Here is a 20,607-nt window from a genome sequence, read left to right on the forward strand (position 1 = left end):
CAAGGATCGTATTGCCGACCGTCAAGGCACGGCGTGCTGCCAATGGAAAGCCCGGATTCAAACTTATAAATAAAAAAACGAGCAAACACTTTGTGCCTGCTCGTTATTTTTCCTGTTAAAGCGAATACTTCTGCAAATTCCCCATCATCTCCTTCAACGCTTCAATATTGTCCTTCGGATGCGCCGCGCCCTCGAAATCGCAGATCTGTTGCCAGTGCGCCGCGACATCTTCCGGGGAGAAGCCGCTGCAGGGATCGAACCCGGCGCCGAGGCTGCGTTCCCAGCGCACCTTGCCCATCCAGCCGCCACCGACTTCAAACAGGCCGGAGGTCTCCTGGCACTGCTCGCTGGCCAGGTACACCACCAGCGGGCTGACCAGTTCCGGTTTGAGCTGTTCGAACACTTGCGGCGGGATCAGGCCTTCGGTCATGCGCGTGCCACCGGTGGGGGCGATGGCGTTGACCAGAATGTTGTTCTTGCGTCCTTCGATGGCCAGGGTTCGGGTCAGCCCGTAGAGGCCAAGTTTGGCCATGCCATAGTTGGACTGGCCGAAGTTGCCATAGATGCCCGAAGTCGAAGCCGTGAAGATCACTCGACCGTAGCTTTGCTCGCGCAGGTGCGGCCAGGCGGCGCGGGTGACTTTATAGGCGCCCTCGACGTGGACGCGATAGACCAGATCCCAGTCGGCGTCGTCCATCTTGTGAAAGGTCTTGTCGCGCAGGATCCCGGCGTTGTTCACCACCACGTCGACACGGCCAAAGACATCGAGGGCGTTTTGCACCAGTTTGTCGCCGTCAGTGACCGAATCGTGGTTGGCCTCGGCGATGCCGCCGGCTTCGCGAATTTCCGCCACCACACGGTCGGCGGCGGAAGCGTTGGCACCTTCTCCCTGGGTCGAGCCGCCGAGGTCGTTGACCAGCACTCTGGCGCCGTGCCGGGCGAACAGCAAAGCGTGCGCCCGACCGAGGCCACCACCGGCCCCAGTGACGATCACGACTTTATCTTCGAAACGTACGGACTCATTCATCGCGGGAACTCCAGCTGGCCTGAGGGACAATAATCCCGAGTGTCAGGCACGGGGCGTTAGGTCACAACGAACAGGGCTGGGGCTGAATGGTGGGCGATAAGGCTGGGGGATGATGAACAGCAAAATCAAAAGATCGCAGCCTGCGGCAGCTCCTACAGAAGATCGGTGCAGGAACTGGCGCAGGCTGCGATCTCTTGATCTTTCAGGAACACGCGACCTTGCGCGGCGGCAACTCCAGGCGCTCACGAAACGCCAGATAATGTTTGAGCACCTGCACCGGCGCTTCGATCTGCGGATAGTGGCCGATGCCCGGCAACAGTACGGTGTCGGCATCGGTAATCAGCTTGCGGTAACGCTCGACCATGTGCGCACCGGAGATCGGATCGACTTCGCCATCGATCACTCGCAACGGCACCTCACCACGTTGCATCGCCGACACCCAGCGGTCACGTTGCACCCGACGCTCCGGGATATAGCCGATCAATTTGTGCAGGATGCGCGGGCCGCGATGGGTCTCGATCAGACTCCAGAAATCATCCAGTTCGCTTTCGCTGGGCCGGGTCTGCGGGCCGAAAATCTGCCGAAAACTTTTCACCAATGCATCACGGGTAAACGCACGCCCGATCATCCAGCCCACCGGACTGAGCAGCAGCTTTTGCATCAACACCGGTCTATGGGTTTCCGGGAACAGGCCGCCATTGAGAAAGACACAACTGGCGACCTCGATACGATTTTCGTAATGCCGGGCGAGCAGTTCCTGGGCAACGCTGTCGCCATAATCGTGGGCCAGCAGGTGCACCGGTTGCTCGACCTGAAGATGCGCCAACAGCGCCTGTTGCAGATCGGCCTGTTCCAGCAGGCTGTAGCTGTGATTCAGCGGTTTGGCCGAATCACCGAAACCGAGCATGTCGCAGGCGATCACTCGGTAACGCTGGGCCAGCGGCTGCCACAGGTAGTGCCAGTCCCAACTGGCCGTCGGGAAACCGTGGATCATCAGCAGCGGCTCACCCTGCCCCGCCGTCCAGTAACGGATCGACTGGCCGCGAAAGACAAACGTCCGGCTGCGTTTGCGCCAGACACACAGAGGAATCTCGGCAAGAGGCATTAGAGTTTATATCCGGGGTCTTGTTTATCGAGTTTGCGCAGCAGTGCCGGCCAAGCCAGCGCGCCGCCCATGCCTTGAGCACTTTTGGTCACGCCGGCGATCATCGCCTTGGCGCCCGCGAGGATTTGCGGTTCGATGGCGATCAGTTCAGCACCGCCGGTTTGCGCCATGACCTGAATGTCGCAGGCGCGCTGGAAGGTGAACATCATCAGAAAGGTGTCGGCGATGGTGCCGCCACAGGTCAACAGACCATGGTTGTGCAGCATCAGGAAATTGTTATCGCCCAGGTCGGCCTGCAAGCGCGCCTTCTCTTCGTGATTCAGCGCCACGCCTTCGTAGGCGTGATAGGCCAGGCTCGACAGCACGAACAGCGACTGCTGGCTGATCGGCAACACACCCTGTTTTTGCGCGGAAACGGCTACACCGGACGCGGTGTGCGTATGCAGCACACAAACCACATCGTGCCGTACCTCGTGCACGGCGCTGTGAATGGTGTAACCGGCGGGATTGATTTCGTAGGGACTGTCCATGAGCTTGTTGCCGGCCTGATCGACTTTGACCAGGCTCGAGGCGGTGATCTCATGGAACATCAACCCGAACGGGTTGATCAGGAAGTCTTCGGTGCCCGGAACCTTGGCGGAAATGTGGGTGAAGATCAGGTCATCCCAGCCATGCAGCGCCACCAGTCGATAGCAGGCGGCCAGATCGACCCGGGTCTGCCATTCCGCGGCACTGACCTGGTCTTTGACATCAAGGGACGATTGGACGGGGGCTACGCTCACTGTATGCACCTCTGCGTTCTTATTGTTTTGCACGTGTCAGCAGTCTAGTCAGCTCCCACAATTCACGTAGTTGCATTGCCAGCCAGCTTGATGACTGAGCGGGTCAGCAATGCAAACAGCTTGGATCCATGTCAAAGCAACGACGCCAACAAAGGCGCGGCGAACAGATTGAGCAGCCCGGTCAGCACCATCACCAGCCCCGCCACCGAGCCTTCCTCACCGCCCACTTCATGCGCCCGACTGACCCCGGCCCCATGCGCGCCAACCCCAAACAACGCACCACGCGCCAGCGCACTGCGCAGCGGCAACCACTTGAGCAACACGCCGCCGAGCATCGCGCCGAACACGCCAGTGAACATCACGAACACCGCGGTGAGCTCGGGCACACCGCCCAGATCCTGCGCCAACGGCATGGCGAATGGCGTGGTGATCGAGCGCGGCACCAGCGACATCGTGACTGAGGTGTCCAGCGCCAGCGCCCTGGCCAGTCCGAACGAGGTGGCGATCGACGCCGCGCTGCCGGCGAGCATACCCAGCAACAGCGCTGACCAGTGCCGCACCAACAAGCGCCGCTGTTGCCAGATCGGCACGGCGAAGGCGACCGTCACCGGCCCGAGCACCAGCATCAACCAATGGGTGTTGCTCGAATATTCGGCATACGCGGTGTGCAGCGGCACGGCGAGCGCCAGCAGCAGTGCCGGCACCAGAATCAGTGGCGACAGCAGATAGCGCCCGGTGCGCCGATAAATCCAGCGACTGAACAGGTACGCCAGCAGAGTGAAGGCGAGCCAGAACATCGGCATCCATTCAAGCTTCATGGGACCGCCTCAGACGCACAGCCAGCTCTACGGTGAACGCAGTCACCAGCATCACCATCAGGGTACTGGCGCCGATCACCAACAGAATTCGCCAGCCGTCATTGCGTAACAGCGCGCCGTAGTCGAGCAGGCTCATCAACGCTGGAATAAAGAACAGCAGCATCTCGGCCATCAGCAATCCGGCCCCCAGTTGCAGCGCCGCCGGTTTGACCCAGCCGAATGCGAACGCCAGCAGCAACAAGGCCATGCCGATGACTCCGCCGGGAATAGGCCAAGCCAGCAACGCGGCGATCTGGCAGCCGAGCAGGTAGAGACCGAGCAACACGGCCAGCTCGGCGAATAGACGGGAAAGATACTTGAGGGATGCGGCTTTCATGATGGGCTCCTGACAGGGGCTTATTTTACGAAGCGGCCTGTCATCCCAGAAGCGAATTGTTAGACTCAGCACTATTCCAAAACGGAATCAGATCATGGAATTCAAACAGCTGCGCAGTTTTGTCGAAGTCATGCATCAAGGTGGCTTCACCCAGGCGGCGAAAACCCTGCACATCAGCCAGTCGGCGGTGAGCAAGCAAGTCGCGCAACTGGAGCAGAGCCTCGGCACGCCGCTGCTCGAACGGCTCGGCTCGCAACTGCGCCTGACCGCCGCGGGCAGCGTGGTGCTGCAGCGGGCCGAAGGCATGTTGCGTTTGCGCAATGAGTTGCTGAGTGAGCTGGATGATCTGAGCCAACTGGCGCGCGGCGAATTGCGCCTCGGTCTGCCGCTGCTGGGCAGTGATGCGTTATTCGCCGGACTGTTCGCCGAGTATCGGCGGCGCTATCCGAACATCAGCATTCAATTGCTTGAAGGCGGCAGTCGCAACGTCGAGCAGGCGGTACTCAGCGGCGAACTGGAGTTGGGCGGCAGCCTGTTGCCGAAAGATCCGCAGTTCGACTTTCAGCCGTTCTGCGACGAGAAACTCGATGCGTTGCTGCCGGTGGATCATCCGTTGGCGGCTCGCGGCGAGATTGCTCTTGAGGAGTTGGCCGACACGCCGTTCCTGCTGTACCAGCGCAGTTTCGTGCTCAATGACCGGTTATTGCAGGCCTGCCAGCAAATGGGTTTCACCCCTAAAGAGGGTGGGCGCAGCGGCCAGGCGGACTTTCTCGTGGCACTGGTTGCCGCCGGGCAAGGCGTGGTGCTGCTGCCCAGCGTGGTCGCCAGGGCACTGGAGCGTCCGGGCGTGGTGCGCCTGACGTTGCGCGCACCGGATTATCTGCGCTGGGACATCGCGTTCATCTGGCGTCAGGGCGCCTACCTGTCGAAAGCCGCGCAGGCCTGGCTGGCCTTGCTGCGCGAGCGCGCGATCAGCCCCTGAGCGTGGCGATCAGTTGCGCCAGCCATGGCTCGGCATCGGCTTCCGGAGTCACGCTTTCGCTGGCGTCCAGACGCAGCATGTCCTGCACTTCGCGCACGCCCAGCTCGGCGAACAACTCGCGCATCAGTTCGCCGCCGCCGCAGAACGTATCGCCGTAACTGGCATCGCCCAAACCGATCACCGCGCCGGGCAAGCCGCGCCAGGCCATTGGCAATTGATCGCGAATTGTCGAATACAGCGGCATGAGGTTATCCGGCAACTCGCCCATGCCAGTGGTCGAGGTCACCGCGAGAAAGGCTTCAGGGCCAAACGCCTGGATATCGGCCAGGCTGGCGCGCGGGTTGTAGAAGGTTTCAAAACCGGCTTCTTTCAGCAGATTCTGGGCGTGGCGGGCGACTTCTTCGGCGGTGCCGTAAACCGAACCGGAGAGGATGGCGACTTTCATCAATCTGATCCTGAAACTGAAAAAAAGAGCGGCGATAGTAACAGCCCGGGCGATGAAGTTGCGATTGGCTCTCAACGGACACTGATGGCCTATAGACAGCGCCGATTGATCTTCTAGAATGCGAGCCATCGACAATGCTGAAAGGATTCACAGATGATCAATGCCAGTCTGCTGCAAATGGTGATCAACGCGTCGAACGATGGAATTGTGGTGGCAGAGAAAGAAGGCGAGCAGGACAACATCCTGATCTATGTAAACCCGGCCTTCGAACGCCTGAGCGGCTACACCAGCGAAGAAATCCTCTATCAGGACTGCCGTTTTCTGCAGGCCGGAGACCGCGATCAGGCGAGCCTGGCGCGGATTCGCGAGGTGCTCCGCAACGGTGGATCGTGTCGGGAAACACTGCGCAACTACCGCAAGGACGGCACGCCGTTCTGGAATGAACTGTCACTGTCGACGGTGAAAAACGCGGATGACGGGCTGACTTACTTCGTCGGCGTACAGAAGGATGTGACCGTTCAGGTCAAGGCCCAGCAACGTGTGACACAGCTGGAAGCCGAGGTCGCCGCACTGCAGGCGGAGCTGGCAGCTTTGAAAGCGACGAACGGCGCAAACAAAACTGCGAACTAAGTGTCATTAACTACAATCACCAATGACTTTGTAACTATTTCTTTCGAGCCAGGCCATGCAACGCGACGCACTCCTGACCCAGGATGAGCTGGATTTCATCCAGACCATGCAGCATAACCCGCAGCTTAATGTGCGGGATGCGACGTCGAGCCTGTTGGTCAACGGTGGTTCGCAAATCCGCGATCTGCTCACGCGCCTCGCTGCTCACGAACAAGTGACCATTCAGGCGAACTTCGAAAACCAGCAAATGACCTTCCCGCTGCATCTGGTGGAGGACGAATTCCACGCGCTGCATCTGCGTCTCGGTGTACCCAGCATTTACGAAGACGGCCCGATGATCCGGCCATGGCGCCTGACGCTCGAGGAACCTGTGGCACTGGAAAACGCCAAGGGCCAGCCGGGGGCGATGTGGGTTCACGAGGTATCGCACAAAGGCCTGCTGCTGGAGATGCGCAACAAAACCAAACCGCCGAGGCATTTCGCCCTGTGGTTCAGCCCGTCAGGTTATGAGCGGATCTCCCTGCGTGGCAACTTCGAGCGAGAGACCGAGCAGGGTTTCTTTGCCTATGAACTCAGCCAGACCGATGCCGACGAAACCGAACGCCTGCGCCAGTTCATCCTGCAGCAACATCGCCTGACCCACCCTGCTCTGCACACCTGAAATTCACGTATCCAGTTTGCCCGCGAGAAACTGCGTCATGCGCTGACGCATTGTCGCCCCTTCGTTGCCCAGACAACCAATCGAAGAACCCGCCAGGCTGTCCTGCGCCAGATCCGCGGTATCACCGGCCAGCATCACCTGACAATCGAGGCTCAAAGCCAGACGGTTCAACCGTCGCGGCAAATCGGCTGTCGGAGCGTGATTGGAAAACAGCACCAGCGCCTGCGGCTTGATCCGCTCGCACACCAGCGCCAACTCATCGAATGGCTGACCGGTGGTCAGCACCCGCACCCCGGCGTCATTGCCACTGAGAAACAACGCGGCGACCAGCAACTCGAGCTCCCGGCACTGACCGGCCAGCGCGCTGACGACCACTTTGCGCGGCTGCGTGCCGCGCAGCGCGACGATGCGCTGCAAGACCCGCGCCCGCAGAAATCCATCGAAAAACAGCCACTCGCTGGTCTGGCCGAAGGCGTCCTGGCGCTGCAGCATCTGCAGCCACAAAGGCATGAGGATGTCGTGAAACACCACCGGCAACGCGTAGGACGAGAAGATCTGGTTGTAGACCTGATCCAGCGCCCGGTCGTCAAATGAACTGACGGCGAGTTGCACCTGCTGCTGCCACTGCGCGTAATCAGCCTGTACCAGATCATCGGAAATGATATGGGCCAAGGCTTTCAACGGCTCGGTCCTGGCGAGGATCTTGCCGACCTTGCTCACGGCCACGCCGCGATCAATCCAGTCGACAATGCTGCGCACACGCTCGATTTCGGTCATCGAATACAGACGATGCCCGCTTTCGGTGCGCGTTGGTTGAATCAACCCGTAGCGACGCTCCCATGCACGTAGGGTGACGGGATTCACGCCCGTCAGCCGCGAAACCTCACGAATGGGAAACAGCTCTTCACGCTCGAGCGCGACAGAGGCCTGCGAGGCAGGGTGAATGTCCGTTTTGACAGGCATTGTCCGATCAATGTCCTTGATGGTTCTTGGATCCCATTCTATATCCGATGCCCCATCAGCGTTCAAGCAATGATCTGCGACGAATGTCTCTGGTTTAATCACGAAAATCAGGAATAATCCTTGCTTGTTGAAAAGCGCAGGCTCCTACCCCCGCCTGCGTATTGCGAAGTTCCTACCCGGAGCGACGCACTCGGAATACGGAGATACATAATGTCTACTTCCCCCGTCACGCTGATGGTTGCGCGTCGCGTCGCCGACGGCCGCTATCAGGACCTGATGACCTGGCTGCGCGAAGGCGAACAACTGGCCACAGACTTTCCCGGTTACCTGGGTTCCGGCGTGCTCGCTCCGCCACCCGGTGACAACGAATTCCAGATCATTTTCCGCTTCGTCGACGAGCAGACCCTGCACGCCTGGGAGCACTCGGCCTCGCGTACCGCGTGGCTGGCCCGTGGCAGCGATCTGTTTGCACACCCCAAAGAACACCGCGTCAGCGGCATCGAAGGCTGGTTCGGCGCGGCCGGTCAACGGCCACCGCGCTGGAAACAGGCCGTGGCGATCTGGCTGGCGTTCTTCCCAGTGTCACTGCTGTTCAACTTTGTCCTCGGGCCGCTGCTGGGCGAGATGAGCCTGCTGCCGCGGGTGTTGATCAGCACGGCGTGCCTGACGCCATTGATGGTGTATTTCTTTATCCCGTTGTCGACGCGGTTGCTGGCCAACTGGTTGAACAGTGTTCCAGCACCTCGACTGCCTGTTGAACCAGTGTCTCAAAACCGCTGAGAGCCCATGTGGGAGCGGGCTTGTTCGCGAAAGCGTCGTGTCAGTTGATGCATCCGTGCCTGGCACACCGCCTTCGCGAGCAAGCCCGGCTCCCACAAAAGCACAGCACCCGTCTTGCGATAGGTGGGGACCCCGCGTCACTGTTATAGTTTTTACTCCCACCGCGACGCGAGCCGTTCATGACCACTTCTTCCGCCCCGATCCTCATCACCGGTGCCGGCCAGCGTGTCGGTCTGCACTGCGCGCAGCGTTTGCTTGAGGACGGCCATCGGGTCATCTTTACCTACCGCAGCGAACGTCCCGGCGTGCAAACCCTGCAGGATCTGGGCGCTATCGGCGTGTTCGCGGACTTTTCCAGCGAAGCTGCCATCCTTGCCTTCATCGATGAACTGAAGACCCGCACCGATAGCCTGCGCGCCATCGTGCACAACGCCTCCGAATGGCTGGCGGAAACCCCGGGCAGTGAAGCCGAAGCCTTCTCGCGCATGCTCAATGTGCACATGCTCGCGCCGTACCTGATCAATCTGCACTGCGCCGACCTGCTCAAGCGCTCTACCCCGGCCGACATCATCCACATCAGCGACGATGTCACGCACAAGGGCAGCAGCAAACACATCGGTTATTGTGCCAGCAAGGCCGGGCTCGACAGCCTGACCCTGTCCTTCGCCGCGCGCTATGCGCCGGCAATCAAGGTCAACGGCATCGCACCGGCCCTGCTATTGTTCAATCCCGACGACGACGCGGCGTACCGCGCCAAGGCGCTGGCCAAATCCGCGCTGGGCATCGAGCCCGGCAGCGAAGTGATCTACCAGAGCCTGCGCTATCTGCTCGACAACCCCTATGTCACCGGCACGACCCTGACCGTCAACGGCGGACGTCACGTCAAATAAGTTGCTGCGCGAGGATCTGCCATGACCCGTTCCCTGCCCGAGAATTACCGCGAGATCCTCATCGGCCTCGGCGAAGATCCCGACCGCGAAGGCTTGCTCGACACGCCGCTGCGCGCGGCGAAAGCCATGCAGTATCTGTGTCACGGCTACGAACAGAGTGTGGATAAGATCGTCAATGGCGCGCTGTTCGCTTCCGACAGCGACGAGATGATCATCGTCGCCGACATCGAGCTCTACTCGTTATGCGAACATCACCTGCTGCCCTTCATCGGCAAGGCCCATGTGGCTTATATTCCGACAGGCAAGGTGCTGGGGCTGTCGAAGATCGCGCGGCTGGTGGACATGTTCGCCCGGCGCCTGCAGATTCAGGAAAACCTCACCCGGCAGATTGCCGATGCGGTGCAACAGGTCACCGATGCCGCCGGCGTCGCGGTGGTCATCGAGGCCCGGCACATGTGCATGATGATGCGCGGTGTCGAGAAACAGAATTCGACCATGAACACCTCGGTCATGCTCGGCGCCTTTCGCGAGTCGAGCAACACCCGCCAGGAGTTCCTGCAATTGATTGGACGGAGCAAGTAAATGTCACAACTTCAACCGGGAATGGCGCGCATCCGGGTCAAGGATCTGCGCTTGCGCACCTTTATCGGGATCAACGAGGACGAGATCCTCAACAAGCAGGATGTGCTGATCAACCTCACCATCCAGTACGCCGCGCAGGAAGCGGTGCGCGACAACGACATCGACCACGCGCTGAACTATCGCACCATCACCAAGGCGATCATCGCCCACGTCGAGGGCAATCGCTTTGCGCTGCTCGAACGCCTGACCCAGGAATTGCTGGACCTGGTGATGACCAATACCGCGGTGCTGTACGCCGAAGTCGAAGTCGACAAGCCGCATGCGCTGCGGTTTGCCGAGTCGGTGTCGATCACCCTCGCCGCCAGCCGCTGAGCATGTCTGGCGCATCGCGCGCCAGACTTTTATCATCCGCGCCACGAATAGACTGCACAGAGCCCATCATGACCGAGCAACAACGCCTCGAACTCGAAGCCGCCGCCTTCCGCCGGCTGGTCGCTCACCTGGACAGCCGCAAGGACGTGCAGAACATCGACCTGATGAACCTCGCCGGGTTCTGCCGCAACTGCCTGTCCAAGTGGTACAAGGCTGCCGCCGATGAGCAGCAGATCGAGGTCAGCCTCGATGACGCACGCGAAGTGGTTTACGGCATGCCTTACGCCGAGTGGAAAGCCCAATATCAGCAAGAAGCCAGCGCCGAGCAACAAGCGGCGTTCGCCAAAGGAAAACCCAATGAGTGATCTGAACACCCTGCGCGCCAGCCTCAAAAGCGGCGAACACGCTTTCGCCGACACCCTGGCGTTCATCGCCGCTGGTTACGACTATCAGCCTCAAGCGTTCAACAACGGTGGCGTGGAAAACGCCGCCGGGCAGAATGAAGGTTCGTGCAAGACCTTGGGCCTGGCACTGCTGGAAGGCCTGAGCGATGAAGAAGCGCTGCTGGCATTCGGCGAGCATTATCGCTCGGTGGTGGCGACGCCTGAAGGCAGCGACCACGGCAATATTCGCGCGCTGATCAAGCACGGTATGGCCGGCGTGAAGTTCGAAACGCAGCCCCTGACCCGTCGCTGATTCCCATAGACAACGCCATCCCCTGTGGGAGCGGGCTTGCTCGCGAAGGCGCCGTGCCAAGCGACTTTTCTTTGTCTGGCACACCGCTTTCGCGAGCAAGCCCGCTCCCACAGGGTTATGCGGTGTAGCGGAAATACGGGCATAAAAAAAACCGGCCGAAGCCGGTTTTTTTGTGTCTGCAATTTAGAACGAAGCGTTCTGCAGACCGTCCAGGTAACGCTCGGTGTCCAGTGCCGCCATGCAGCCGGCGCCAGCCGAGGTGATGGCCTGACGGTAAACGTGGTCGGCCACGTCACCAGCAGCGAAGATGCCTTCGACGCTGGTTGCAGTCGCGTTGCCGTCACGGCCGCCCTGCACCACCAGGTAACCGTCTTTCAGGGTCAACTGGCCTTCGAACAGCGAAGTGTTCGGAGTGTGGCCGATCGCGATGAATACGCCGTCGACCTTGATTTCGTCGAAGCTGCCGTCGTTGTTCTTCAGACGCGCACCGGTCACGCCCATGTTGTCGCCCAGCACTTCGTCGAGGTTGGCGTTCAACTTGAGGATGATCTTGCCTTCGGCCACACGGGCGTTGAGCTTGTCGATCAGGATCTTTTCGGCGCGGAAGGTTTCCCGACGGTGGATCAGGGTCACGGTGCTGGCGATATTGGCCAGGTACAGTGCTTCCTCAACAGCGGTGTTGCCACCGCCGACCACAGCCACTGGCTTGTTGCGGTAGAAGAAACCGTCGCAGGTCGCGCAGGCCGAAACGCCTTTGCCCATGAACGCTTCTTCCGACGGCAGGCCCAGGTAACGAGCGCTGGCGCCGGTGGCGATGATCAGGGCGTCGCAGGTGTAAGTCGCGCTGTCGCCGGTCAGGGTGTATGGCTTGGCAGCGAAGTCCACGGCGTTGATGTGATCGAAAACGATCTCGGTTTCAAAGCGCTCGGCGTGCTCGCGCATCCGCTCCATCAGCGCCGGACCGGTCAGGCCGTGAACGTCGCCTGGCCAGTTGTCGACTTCGGTGGTGGTGGTCAATTGACCGCCAGCCTGCATGCCGGTGATCAGCAGTGGCTTGAGGTTGGCACGGGCGGCGTAGACCGCGGCGCTGTAACCGGCAGGGCCGGAACCGAGAATAATCACTCGCGAATGACGGACTTCAGACATGACCTGCTCCTGTTGACCGAGCCGAAAGACTGGCGCGGAACGCCGGACTGCCGGCGGGAATAAAAAAGGACTGTGGATAACCTTGGGGAAGGCATGAGCTCGACAGTCCTGTAAAAAGTTGGGTGCAGCGTATCGAGGGGGGCAAGATTAAGGAAATACGGTTTAACAATCCAGCTCATAGGTGGTCTCTATGCGCAGACTCCGACCAGATCGACGTCTTTGTTACAGTGAATGTCGATCGCTCTGCCGCGCTTTCGCACGCAGTGCAAAGCCGGTAAGGTCGGCGCGTTTTCCCTTGCTCGGAGCACCTTATGCCCGCACCTGTTCTGTCCGGCCCGCAATACCTGCGCGAAGGCCTCAAACTGGTTCTCAGCCCCGGCCTGCGCCTGTTCGTGTTGCTGCCACTGGCAATCAACCTGGTGCTGTTCGTCGGATTGATCTATCTGGCCGGCCATCAGTTCAGCCTGTGGGTCGACAGCCTGATGCCATCGCTGCCCGACTGGTTGAGTTTCCTCAGCTACATCCTCTGGCCGCTGTTCGTGGTGCTGGTGGCGTTGATGGTGTTCTTCACCTTCACCATGCTCGCTAACGTGATCGCCGCGCCGTTCAACGGTTTCCTCGCGGAAAAAGTCGAAGTGGTGGTGCGCGGCACCGACGACTTCCCGGCCTTCAGCTGGGGCGAACTGATCGCGATGATCCCGCGTACCCTCGCCCGGGAAATGCGCAAACTTGGCTACTTCCTGCCCCGGGCGATCGGCCTGTTCATCCTCTCGTTCATCCCGGTGGTGAACATCGTCGCCGCGCCGCTGTGGCTGCTGTTCGGCGTGTGGATGATGGCGATCCAGTACATCGACTACCCTGCGGACAACCACAAGCTCGGCTGGAACGAGATGCTCGCCTGGCTGCGACAGAAGCGCTGGCAGAGCATGAGTTTTGGCGGGATCGTCTATCTGGCGCTGCTGATTCCAGTGGTCAACATTCTGATGATGCCGGCCGCTGTGGCCGGGGCAACATTGTTCTGGGTGCGTGAACGGGGTGCGGAGAACCTCGTCACGCAGCGCTAGGCCGCTCCCAGACAGCCAGTCACAAATCCATCATCCGAACGTCACAAGCACGACATGGCCTCAGCCGACACTGAGGTCATGACGACAGCTCTGCATATCACCCTGATCAGCGAAACCTTCCCACCGGAAATCAACGGGGTGGCCAATACCCTTGGCCGCTTGTGCGATGGCTTGCGCGCGCGTGGGCATCAGGTGGAGCTGGTGCGCCCGCGTCAGGCGGGCGATCCGCAGCGCGTCGAGGACGATGCCTTGCTGTTGTGCCGGGGCTGGCCATTGCCGGGTTATCCCGGTCTGCAATGGGGTCAGTCGTCGATGCACAAGCTGCTGCGGCGCTGGAAACGCCAGCGCCCGGATGTGCTGTACATCGCCACCGAAGGGCCGCTCGGTTTGTCGGCCTTGCGCGCGGCGCGACGTCTGGGGATCTCGGTGGTCAGTGGCTTTCACACCAATTTTCAACAGTACACCAATCAGTACGGGCTGAGTTTGCTGACGCGCTTGCTCACGCATTATCTGCGCTGGTTTCACAACCGCTCGGCGATGACCCTGGTGCCCAGTGTCAGTCAGCGCCTGGAACTGGAGCGTCGGCATTTCGATCGCCTCGCCCTGCTGTCCCGTGGCGTGGACAGCCAGTTGTTTCACCCGGCCAAGCGCCTGAACGGCTTGCGTGAACAATGGGGTTTGTCCGAGCAGGACATCGCGGTGATTCACGTCGGACGTCTGGCCCCGGAGAAGAACCTCGGCCTGCTCAAGCGCTGCTTCGACACCCTGTGCAGCACTTATCCACAGCGCAATCTGAAGCTGATCGTGGTCGGCGACGGACCGCAACGTCTGGCGCTGGAACAGCAAATCCCGCAGGCGATCTTCTGTGGTTCACAACGCGGCGAAGCGCTGGCGGCGCACTATGCGTCCGGCGATATCTTTCTGTTTCCGAGCATGACCGAAACCTTCGGCAACGTGGTGCTTGAAGCACTGGCGTCCGGTCTGGGGGTGGTGGCTTACGATCAGGCTGCGGCGGCGCAGCACATCCGTCACGGCTACAACGGCGTGCTGGCGATGCCCGGTGATGAGGAAGCGTTCTGCGATGCGGCGGCGTGGTTATTGGAAGAGGACGAGCGCTTGCGCTGTGTGCGTCTGAATGCGCGGCAGCATGCCAGTCGCCAGGGCTGGGCAGCGATCATCGAGCAGTTTGAAAAGCATTTGCGTGGGGCGTGTGTGCGGGAGCAGGTGTTGCCGAATGCGCAGACATTGCCTTAGATAATCGTCGACTCTGATGCCCTCTTCGCGAGCAAGCCCGCTCCCACATTTGGAATGCATTTCAAAATGTGGGAGCAGGTGGTGCCGAATGCGCAGGCATTGCCTTAGATATCGTCGACTCTGATGCCCTCTTCGCGAGCAAGCCCGCTCCCACATTTGGAATGCATTTCAAAATGTGGGAGCGGGCTTGCTCGCGAAGGGGTCGGTAATGGCGACGCTTAAACCAGGGTCATCAACGCCTCACGGCTGAACGGCAGAATATCCTGCTCACGCCCTTCACGGACTTTCAGCGCCCAGTCCGGATCCACCAGCAGCGCACGGCCTACCGCCACCAGATCGAATTCGTCGTTGTTCAGACGCTCCAGCAGTTTCTCCAGGCTCGCCGGTTGCGCGACTTTATCGGTGTTGACCATGAACTGCAGGAACTCGCCGTCCAGACCGACGCTGCCCACGGTGATGGTCGGTTTGCCGGTCAGCTTGCGCGTCCAGCCCGCCAGGTTCAGCTCGGAACCATCAAATTCAGGCTCCCAAAAACGCCGCGTCGAGCAGTGGAAAATGTCCACCCCAGCGTCGGCCAACGGCTTGAGGAATTCGCCCAGCGCCTCCGGGGTCTGCACCAGACGCGCGGTGTAATCCTGCTGCTTCCACTGCGAAAAACGGAAGATGATCGGGAAGCCTTCACCGACTGCCGCGCGCACCGCTTGAATCAACTCGATGGCGAACCGCGAACGGTTGGCCAGGCTGCCGCCGTATTCATCGGTGCGCTGGTTGCTGCCTTCCCAGAAGAACTGGTCGATCAGATAGCCGTGGGCGCCGTGGATTTCCACGCCGTCCATGCCGATGCTTTGCGCATCCTTCGCCGCTTGGGCGAAAGCACCGATCACGTCTTGAATGTCCTGTTTGGTCATGCCGTGCACCACGACCTGACCATCCTTGAGTTTTTCCGTCGGGCCGTAAGCCGGGACGCTGGCGTCCGGCTCGGTGCCGATGCGGCGCACGCTGCCGACATGCCACAGTTGCGGAACGATCTTGCCGCCCTCAGCGTGTACCGCATCAACCACCTTCTTCCAGCCGGCCAGTGGCGCTTCGCCGAAGAACTGCGGCACATTCGGGTAACCGTTGGAAGCCTTGTGACCGACGGTGGTGCCTTCGGTGATGATCAGACCAACACCGGCCGCAGCGCGGCGACGGTAGTACTCGATCACTTTGGAATTAGGCACGCCACCTGGGGAAAACGAGCGGGTCATCGGCGCCATGACCACACGGGTCGGCAGTTCGAGGGCACCGAGGTGGAACGGTTTGAACAGGGCTTGAACCGGCATTGGAAGGCTCCACAGGTAATGACTTTATGACGGCGATAATATGAACAGTCAGCGCCTTTGAACAGCACTATTGATCTGAATGATTAAGGGTCAAAAGTCAGGCAAAAAAAATCGCAGCTCGATGGCTGCGATTTTTGTGTTTCAGCCCAGCGCTTTTTCAATCGCGTGGACAATGGTCGGATCATCCGGCGGCGTGCGCGGCGAGAATCGCGCCAATACCCGGCCATCCTTGCCGAGCAGGAATTTCTCGAAGTTCCAGGTGATATCCCCCGGAAACTCTGCGCCCTCGCCCGCCAGCAAGCGGTACAGCTGATGACGATCATGGCCGTTGACTTCAAGCTTGCTCGACAACGGAAACGTCACACCATAGTTCAGGCTGCAGAACTCCTGGATTTGCTGTTCGGTACCTGGCTCCTGACCGGCAAACTGATTGCACGGCAGGCCCAGCACACTGAAGCCTTTGTCTTTGAATTGCTGATAGAGGTTTTCCAGTGCCGCGTACTGTGGGGTCAAGCCGCATTTGGAGGCGACGTTGACCACCAGCACGACTCGGCCCTTGAAAGGCGCCAGCGGTAGCTCCTGACCATCCAGGGCTGTCAACTTAAGGTCGTGAAAAGCACTCATGACGTACTCCAGGGATTCCCGTGTTCTACTCGAAACAGCCACTTGGCGAGGCCACCAAGGACAGCCGCGGACTAAAAAGGCGCCCGCAGGCGCCTCTCCAGTACTCGAAGCTTAGCGCAGAAAATCAGTGGTGATGGCCACCTTCGCCATGGACGTGGCCATGAGCGACTTCTTCCTGGCTGGCATCACGAACGGCAACAACCTTCACTTTGAAGTTCAGGCGCTGACCGGCCAGTGGGTGGTTACCGTCGACGGTGACGTCGTCGCCGTCCAGGTCACGGATGGTCACGATCTGCATCTGGCCGTCCGGCGCCGAAGCGTGGAACTGCATGCCGACTTCCAGCTCGTCAACGCCTTCGAACATGCTGCGGCTCAGGGTGCTGACCAGTTCAGCAGCGTATTCGCCGTAAGCGTCTTCCGGCTCAACGGAAACTTCCAGCTCGTCACCAACAGCTTTGCCTTCCAGAGCTTTTTCCAGGCCCGGGATGATGTTGCCTGCGCCTTGCAGGTAGACCAGCGGAGCGCCGCCGGCGGAGCTGTCGATGACCTCACCAGCGTCGTTGGTCAGGGTATAGTCGATGGAGACAGCCTTATTGGCGGCGATCAGCATGGGGCGAGACCTTTTGCATAAGAATATAGAAAGGCCAAGTTTAGCGAAGCAATCGCGCGAAAGCGAACACAACCCGGACAAACGGGATTCGACGCTCACCGGCTTCCATCAGGATGAAGACGGTCACTGGGTGGCCGAGCTTTCCTGTGGCCACACCCAGCACCTGCGTCACCAGCCGCCGTGGCAATCACGAGCCTGGGTTCTCGATCCGGCGCAACGTATTGAAAAAATAGGCCAACCCTTTGCCTGCGGTTGGTGCGCACAAGGCTCGGTTAGCGATAACCTTGGCGACTGAATTGCGGTAGGCGGTCACGTATAGATCGCCACCATTGCCATGCACCCTTAGAGAATCCGCATGCAAACTTTTTTTATCGCGCCCACCGATTTTGGCGTGGGTCTGACCTCCATCAGCCTCGGGCTGGTGCGTACCCTGGAGCGGGCCGGTCTGAAAGTCGGCTTCTTCAAACCGATTGCCCAGCCGCATCCGGGCGATACCGGCCCTGAGCGTTCCACCGAACTGGTGGCGCGCACCCACGGCCTGAAACCGCCGCAGCCACTGGGCCTGGCCCACGTCGAGCGGATGCTCGGCGACGGCCAGCTCGATGAGTTGCTCGAAGAAATCATCGCCCTTTATCAGCAAGCCGCCATCGGTAAAGACGTGCTGGTGGTCGAAGGCATGGTACCGACCCGCAGCGCCAGTTACGCAGCGCGGGTCAACCTGCACCTGGCCAAGAGCCTGGATGCCGAGGTGATTCTGGTCTCGGCGCCGGAAAACGAAGTGCTCGCCGAACTCTCCGGCCGCGTCGAATTGCAGGCGCAGCTGTTCGGCGGCCCGAAAGACCCGAAAGTCCTCGGCGTGATCCTCAACAAGGTCAAGACCGATGAAAGCATGGACGCCTTCGCCACACGTCTGAAGGAGCATTCGCCGCTGTTGCGCAGCGGTGATTTCCGCCTGCTCGGCTGCATTCCGTTCCAGCCCGAACTCAACGCACCGCGCACCCGTGACGTCGCCGACCTGATGGGCGCGCAGGTGCTCAACGCCGGCGATTACGAAACCCGGCGCATGACCAAAATCATCATCTGCGCCCGTACCATGCGCAACACCGTGGAACTGCTCAAACCCGGCGTGCTGGTGGTGACCCCGGGTGACCGCGACGACATCATTCTCGCGGTCAGCCTCGCGGCGTTGAACGGCGTACCGTTGGCCGGGCTGTTGCTGACCAGCGACACCCTGCCCGATCCGCGCATCATGGACTTGTGCCGTGGCGCGTTGCAGGCCGGTCTGCCAGTGTTGTCGGTGAGCACCGGCTCCTACGACACCGCCAACCTGCTCAATGGCCTGAACAAGGAAATCCCCATTGATGACCGCGAGCGCGCGGAGATCATCACCGACTTCGTCGCCAGCCACCTCGACGCCAAGTGGCTGCATCAACGCTGCGGCACGCCGCGGGAAATGCGCCTGTCACCCGCGGTATTCCGCTATCAACTGATTCAACGGGCGCAGTCGGCGAACAAACGTATCGTCCTGCCCGAAGGCAGCGAGCCGCTCACCGTGCAAGCGGCAGCAATCTGCCAGGAGCGCGGCATCGCCCGTTGCGTGTTGCTGGCCAAACCCGAGGACGTCGAGGCGGTGGCCCGCGCGCAAGGTATCGAGTTGCCGCCGGGGCTGGAGATTCTCGATCCGGATCTGATCCGCGAGCGCTACATCGAGCCGATGGTCGCCCTGCGCAAAAGCAAAAGTCTCAACGCACCGATGGCCGAACAGCAACTGGAAGACACCGTGGTGATCGGCACCATGATGCTCGCGCTGGATGAGGTCGACGGTCTGGTCTCGGGCGTGATCAACACCACCGCCAACACCATCCGCCCGGCCCTGCAACTGATCAAGACCGCACCGGGCTGCACGCTGGTGTCGTCGGTGTTCTTCATGCTGTTCCCCGAAGAAGTGCTGGTCTACGGCGACTGCGTGATGAACCCGCACCCGAGCGCAACAGAACTGGCCGAGATCGCCCTGCAAAGCGCCGACTCGGCTGCCGCATTCGGCATCACCCCGCGCGTGGCGATGATCAGTTACTCCAGCGGCGAATCGGCCAGCGGCGAAGAAGTCGAGAAAGTCCGCGAAGCCACCCTGCTCGCCCACGAGCAACAGCATTCGCTGCTGATCGACGGCCCGCTGCAATACGACGCCGCTGCCAACGCAGACGTCGCCCGGCAACTGGCACCGAACAGCCAGGTGGCCGGTCGCGCCACGGTGTTCGTGTTCCCCGACCTGAACACCGGCAACACCACCCACAAAGCCGTGCAGCGCAGCGCCGACTGCGTCAGCCTCGGCCCGATGCTGCAAGGCCTGCGCAAACCGGTGAACGATCTGCCGCGCGGCGCGCAGGTCGACGACATCGTCTACACCATCGCCCTGACCGCGATCCAAGCCGCCAACCGACCTATGGATGTGTAAATGCTGGACTTCCTGCCCGCCCCGATTCGCGGCTTGATCGCCGCGCTGCTGTTGGCGCTCAATACGATTCTGCTGTGCTCGTTCCTGTTCTGCGTGGCGCTGATCAAAGTGCTGCCCTTCGACCTCGCCCGCCGCGCCTCACTGTGGCTGATGAGCCACACCCACGAAGCGTGGATCAGCAACAACAAAGCCTGGATGAACCTGGTGCGCCGCACGCGCTGGCACATCAGCGGCCTGCAAGGTCTGGACTACCAACACTCGTACCTGATCACCAGCAACCACCAGAGCTGGGTCGACATCCTGGTGCTGCAATACGTACTCAACCGCCGTATCCAGCCACTGAAATTCTTCCTCAAGCAGGAGCTGATCTGGGTCCCGGTGATCGGTCTGGCGTGGTGGGCGCTGGGCTTCCCGTTCATGAAGCGCTACTCCAAGGCCTACCTGGAAAAGCACCCGGAAAAGAAAGGCAAAGACCTCGAAACCACGCGCAAGACCTGCGCGAAATTCCGCAACAACCCGGTGGGGATTTTCAACTTCGTCGAAGGCACACGCTTCACCGAAGGCAAACATGCGCAACAGCAGTCACCGTTCAAATACCTGCTCAAACCCAAGGCCGGCGGCATCGCGTTTGTGCTCGATGCCATGGGCGAACAGTTGGAGTCGATCGTCAACGTGACCATTCACTACCCGGGCGGGCGCCCGGGTTTCTGGGATCTGCTGTGCGGCAACGTGCGCGACGTGGTGGTGCACTTTGAAGAACTGAAAATCCCCCCGGCATTCATCGGCAAGAACTACGACCAGGACGGCGAATATCGCCTGCAATTCCAGGGCTGGATCAACCAGCTGTGGCAGGACAAGGATGCGCTGCTGGAACAGATGCACCGAGAATTCGCAGGCAAACGCTAATCCCCTGTAGGAGTGAGCCTGCTCGCGATAGCGGTGGATCAGCCACTCCCAATGTTGAATGACACACCGCTATCGCGAGCAGGCTCACTCCTACAGTTGGATCGGGTGTGGTCAGTT

25 protein-coding genes are annotated in these 20,607 nt (G+C 60.5%); 14 read left to right on the plus strand and 11 right to left on the minus strand.

Annotation, left to right across the window (positions count from 1 at the left end):
* Positions 1-115: 115 nt before the first annotated feature.
* The 5 genes from M0814_RS17440 to M0814_RS17460 all read right to left on the minus strand — a co-directional run bounded on the left by M0814_RS17440 (position 116) and on the right by M0814_RS17460 (position 4,108).
* Positions 116-1,027, minus strand: coding sequence for an SDR family oxidoreductase (locus M0814_RS17440; RefSeq protein WP_103485815.1), 912 nt, complete (start codon positions 1,025-1,027; stop codon positions 116-118).
* A gap of 202 nt (positions 1,028-1,229) precedes the next feature.
* Positions 1,230-2,132 carry an alpha/beta hydrolase gene (locus M0814_RS17445; protein WP_103485814.1) on the minus strand — a complete coding sequence of 301 codons (903 nt, stop codon included), beginning with the start codon at positions 2,130-2,132 and terminating at the stop codon, positions 1,230-1,232.
* Positions 2,132-2,914, minus strand: coding sequence for a class II aldolase/adducin family protein (locus M0814_RS17450; protein WP_103485813.1), 783 nt, complete (start codon positions 2,912-2,914; stop codon positions 2,132-2,134). Before M0814_RS17450 ends, M0814_RS17445 begins: the two co-directional genes overlap by 1 nt.
* 131 nt (positions 2,915-3,045) lie before the next feature.
* Complete coding sequence (locus tag M0814_RS17455; RefSeq protein ID WP_103485812.1) at positions 3,046-3,732, minus strand: LrgB family protein; 687 nt, start codon at positions 3,730-3,732, stop codon at positions 3,046-3,048.
* Entirely contained in the window at positions 3,722-4,108 is a 387-nt protein-coding gene (locus tag M0814_RS17460; RefSeq protein WP_103485811.1) for a CidA/LrgA family protein, read from the minus strand. Before M0814_RS17460 ends, M0814_RS17455 begins: the two co-directional genes overlap by 11 nt.
* A 94-nt stretch (positions 4,109-4,202) precedes the next feature.
* Between M0814_RS17460 and M0814_RS17465 the strand changes: the two genes are divergently transcribed.
* Positions 4,203-5,090 (plus strand): LysR family transcriptional regulator, encoded by an 888-nt coding sequence (locus tag M0814_RS17465; protein WP_103485810.1) that lies wholly within the window; start codon positions 4,203-4,205, stop codon positions 5,088-5,090.
* Here M0814_RS17465 and M0814_RS17470 read toward each other — a convergent pair.
* Positions 5,080-5,535 carry a flavodoxin gene (locus M0814_RS17470; protein WP_103485809.1) on the minus strand — a complete coding sequence of 152 codons (456 nt, stop codon included), beginning with the start codon at positions 5,533-5,535 and terminating at the stop codon, positions 5,080-5,082. The genes M0814_RS17465 and M0814_RS17470 overlap by 11 nt on opposite strands.
* Positions 5,536-5,688: 153 nt before the next feature.
* On the opposite strand from M0814_RS17470, the gene M0814_RS17475 reads away from it, so the two are divergent.
* Both M0814_RS17475 and M0814_RS17480 read left to right on the plus strand, forming a co-directional pair.
* Positions 5,689-6,165 carry a PAS domain-containing protein gene (locus M0814_RS17475; RefSeq protein ID WP_103485808.1) on the plus strand — a complete coding sequence of 159 codons (477 nt, stop codon included), beginning with the start codon at positions 5,689-5,691 and terminating at the stop codon, positions 6,163-6,165.
* Between the two features lie 55 nt (positions 6,166-6,220).
* Entirely contained in the window at positions 6,221-6,826 is a 606-nt protein-coding gene (locus M0814_RS17480; protein WP_003221742.1) for a hypothetical protein, read from the plus strand.
* Between the two features lie 3 nt (positions 6,827-6,829).
* Here M0814_RS17480 and M0814_RS17485 read toward each other — a convergent pair whose 3' ends face one another.
* Positions 6,830-7,789: a MerR family transcriptional regulator gene (locus M0814_RS17485; RefSeq protein ID WP_003221740.1), complete on the minus strand. Its 960-nt coding sequence runs from the start codon at positions 7,787-7,789 to the stop codon at positions 6,830-6,832.
* A 210-nt stretch (positions 7,790-7,999) separates the two neighbouring features.
* Here M0814_RS17485 and M0814_RS17490 point away from each other — a divergent pair, with 210 nt between their 5' ends.
* The 6 genes from M0814_RS17490 to M0814_RS17515 all read left to right on the plus strand — a co-directional run bounded on the left by M0814_RS17490 (position 8,000) and on the right by M0814_RS17515 (position 11,109).
* The gene (locus M0814_RS17490; protein WP_103485807.1) at positions 8,000-8,569 is read left to right on the plus strand and encodes an antibiotic biosynthesis monooxygenase; all 570 of its coding nucleotides are present in this window, start codon (positions 8,000-8,002) and stop codon (positions 8,567-8,569) included.
* A gap of 179 nt (positions 8,570-8,748) precedes the next feature.
* Positions 8,749-9,459 (plus strand): dihydromonapterin reductase, encoded by a 711-nt coding sequence (folM, locus tag M0814_RS17495; RefSeq protein ID WP_103485806.1) that lies wholly within the window; start codon positions 8,749-8,751, stop codon positions 9,457-9,459.
* 21 nt (positions 9,460-9,480) lie between these two features.
* Entirely contained in the window at positions 9,481-10,041 is a 561-nt protein-coding gene (gene folE, locus M0814_RS17500; RefSeq protein ID WP_103485805.1) for a GTP cyclohydrolase I FolE, read from the plus strand.
* Positions 10,042-10,413, plus strand: coding sequence for a dihydroneopterin triphosphate 2'-epimerase (gene folX / locus M0814_RS17505; protein WP_003221732.1), 372 nt, complete (start codon positions 10,042-10,044; stop codon positions 10,411-10,413). It abuts the gene before it with no gap.
* Between the two features lie 68 nt (positions 10,414-10,481).
* Entirely contained in the window at positions 10,482-10,778 is a 297-nt protein-coding gene (locus M0814_RS17510) for a DUF1244 domain-containing protein (RefSeq protein WP_003221730.1), read from the plus strand.
* The gene (locus tag M0814_RS17515; protein ID WP_103485804.1) at positions 10,771-11,109 is read left to right on the plus strand and encodes a HopJ type III effector protein; all 339 of its coding nucleotides are present in this window, start codon (positions 10,771-10,773) and stop codon (positions 11,107-11,109) included. The genes M0814_RS17510 and M0814_RS17515 overlap by 8 nt, the downstream gene beginning before the upstream one ends.
* Positions 11,110-11,292: 183 nt before the next feature.
* Here M0814_RS17515 and trxB read toward each other — a convergent pair whose 3' ends face one another.
* The gene (trxB, locus tag M0814_RS17520) at positions 11,293-12,255 is read right to left on the minus strand and encodes a thioredoxin-disulfide reductase (protein WP_003221727.1); all 963 of its coding nucleotides are present in this window, start codon (positions 12,253-12,255) and stop codon (positions 11,293-11,295) included.
* A gap of 311 nt (positions 12,256-12,566) precedes the next feature.
* Between trxB and cysZ the strand changes: the two genes are divergently transcribed.
* A complete protein-coding gene (cysZ, locus tag M0814_RS17525) occupies positions 12,567-13,319 on the plus strand; it encodes a sulfate transporter CysZ (protein ID WP_007968036.1) in 753 nt (250 codons plus the stop codon).
* Positions 13,320-13,373: 54 nt separating this feature from the next.
* A complete protein-coding gene (locus M0814_RS17530) occupies positions 13,374-14,573 on the plus strand; it encodes a glycosyltransferase family 1 protein (protein WP_103485803.1) in 1,200 nt (399 codons plus the stop codon).
* Between the two features lie 218 nt (positions 14,574-14,791).
* Here M0814_RS17530 and M0814_RS17535 read toward each other — a convergent pair whose 3' ends face one another.
* The 3 genes from M0814_RS17535 to M0814_RS17545 form a co-directional block, all read right to left on the minus strand.
* Positions 14,792-15,895 (minus strand): NADH:flavin oxidoreductase, encoded by a 1,104-nt coding sequence (locus M0814_RS17535; protein WP_003221722.1) that lies wholly within the window; start codon positions 15,893-15,895, stop codon positions 14,792-14,794.
* 141 nt (positions 15,896-16,036) lie between these two features.
* On the minus strand, positions 16,037-16,519 hold the full coding sequence (locus M0814_RS17540) for a glutathione peroxidase (RefSeq protein ID WP_103486179.1): 483 nt from the start codon (positions 16,517-16,519) through the stop codon (positions 16,037-16,039).
* 124 nt (positions 16,520-16,643) lie between these two features.
* Entirely contained in the window at positions 16,644-17,129 is a 486-nt protein-coding gene (locus M0814_RS17545) for a peptidylprolyl isomerase (RefSeq protein WP_003221719.1), read from the minus strand.
* Between M0814_RS17545 and M0814_RS17550 the strand changes: the two genes are divergently transcribed.
* Genes M0814_RS17550 through M0814_RS17560 form a run of 3 tightly spaced genes read left to right on the plus strand, consistent with a single transcriptional unit; the run spans position 17,098 to position 20,490 of the window.
* The gene (locus tag M0814_RS17550) at positions 17,098-17,424 is read left to right on the plus strand and encodes a DUF3565 domain-containing protein (protein WP_103486182.1); all 327 of its coding nucleotides are present in this window, start codon (positions 17,098-17,100) and stop codon (positions 17,422-17,424) included. The two genes, M0814_RS17545 and M0814_RS17550, sit on opposite strands and share 32 nt — an antisense overlap.
* A gap of 60 nt (positions 17,425-17,484) precedes the next feature.
* Positions 17,485-19,584, plus strand: coding sequence for a phosphate acetyltransferase (pta, locus tag M0814_RS17555; RefSeq protein WP_003221718.1), 2,100 nt, complete (start codon positions 17,485-17,487; stop codon positions 19,582-19,584).
* On the plus strand, positions 19,585-20,490 hold the full coding sequence (locus M0814_RS17560) for an acyltransferase (RefSeq protein ID WP_103486180.1): 906 nt from the start codon (positions 19,585-19,587) through the stop codon (positions 20,488-20,490).
* Positions 20,491-20,607 lie beyond the last annotated feature (117 nt).

This window comes from Pseudomonas sp. MWU12-2020 (assembly GCF_023100605.1).
GTDB classification, from domain to species: Bacteria; Pseudomonadota; Gammaproteobacteria; order Pseudomonadales; family Pseudomonadaceae; genus Aquipseudomonas; species Aquipseudomonas fluorescens_H.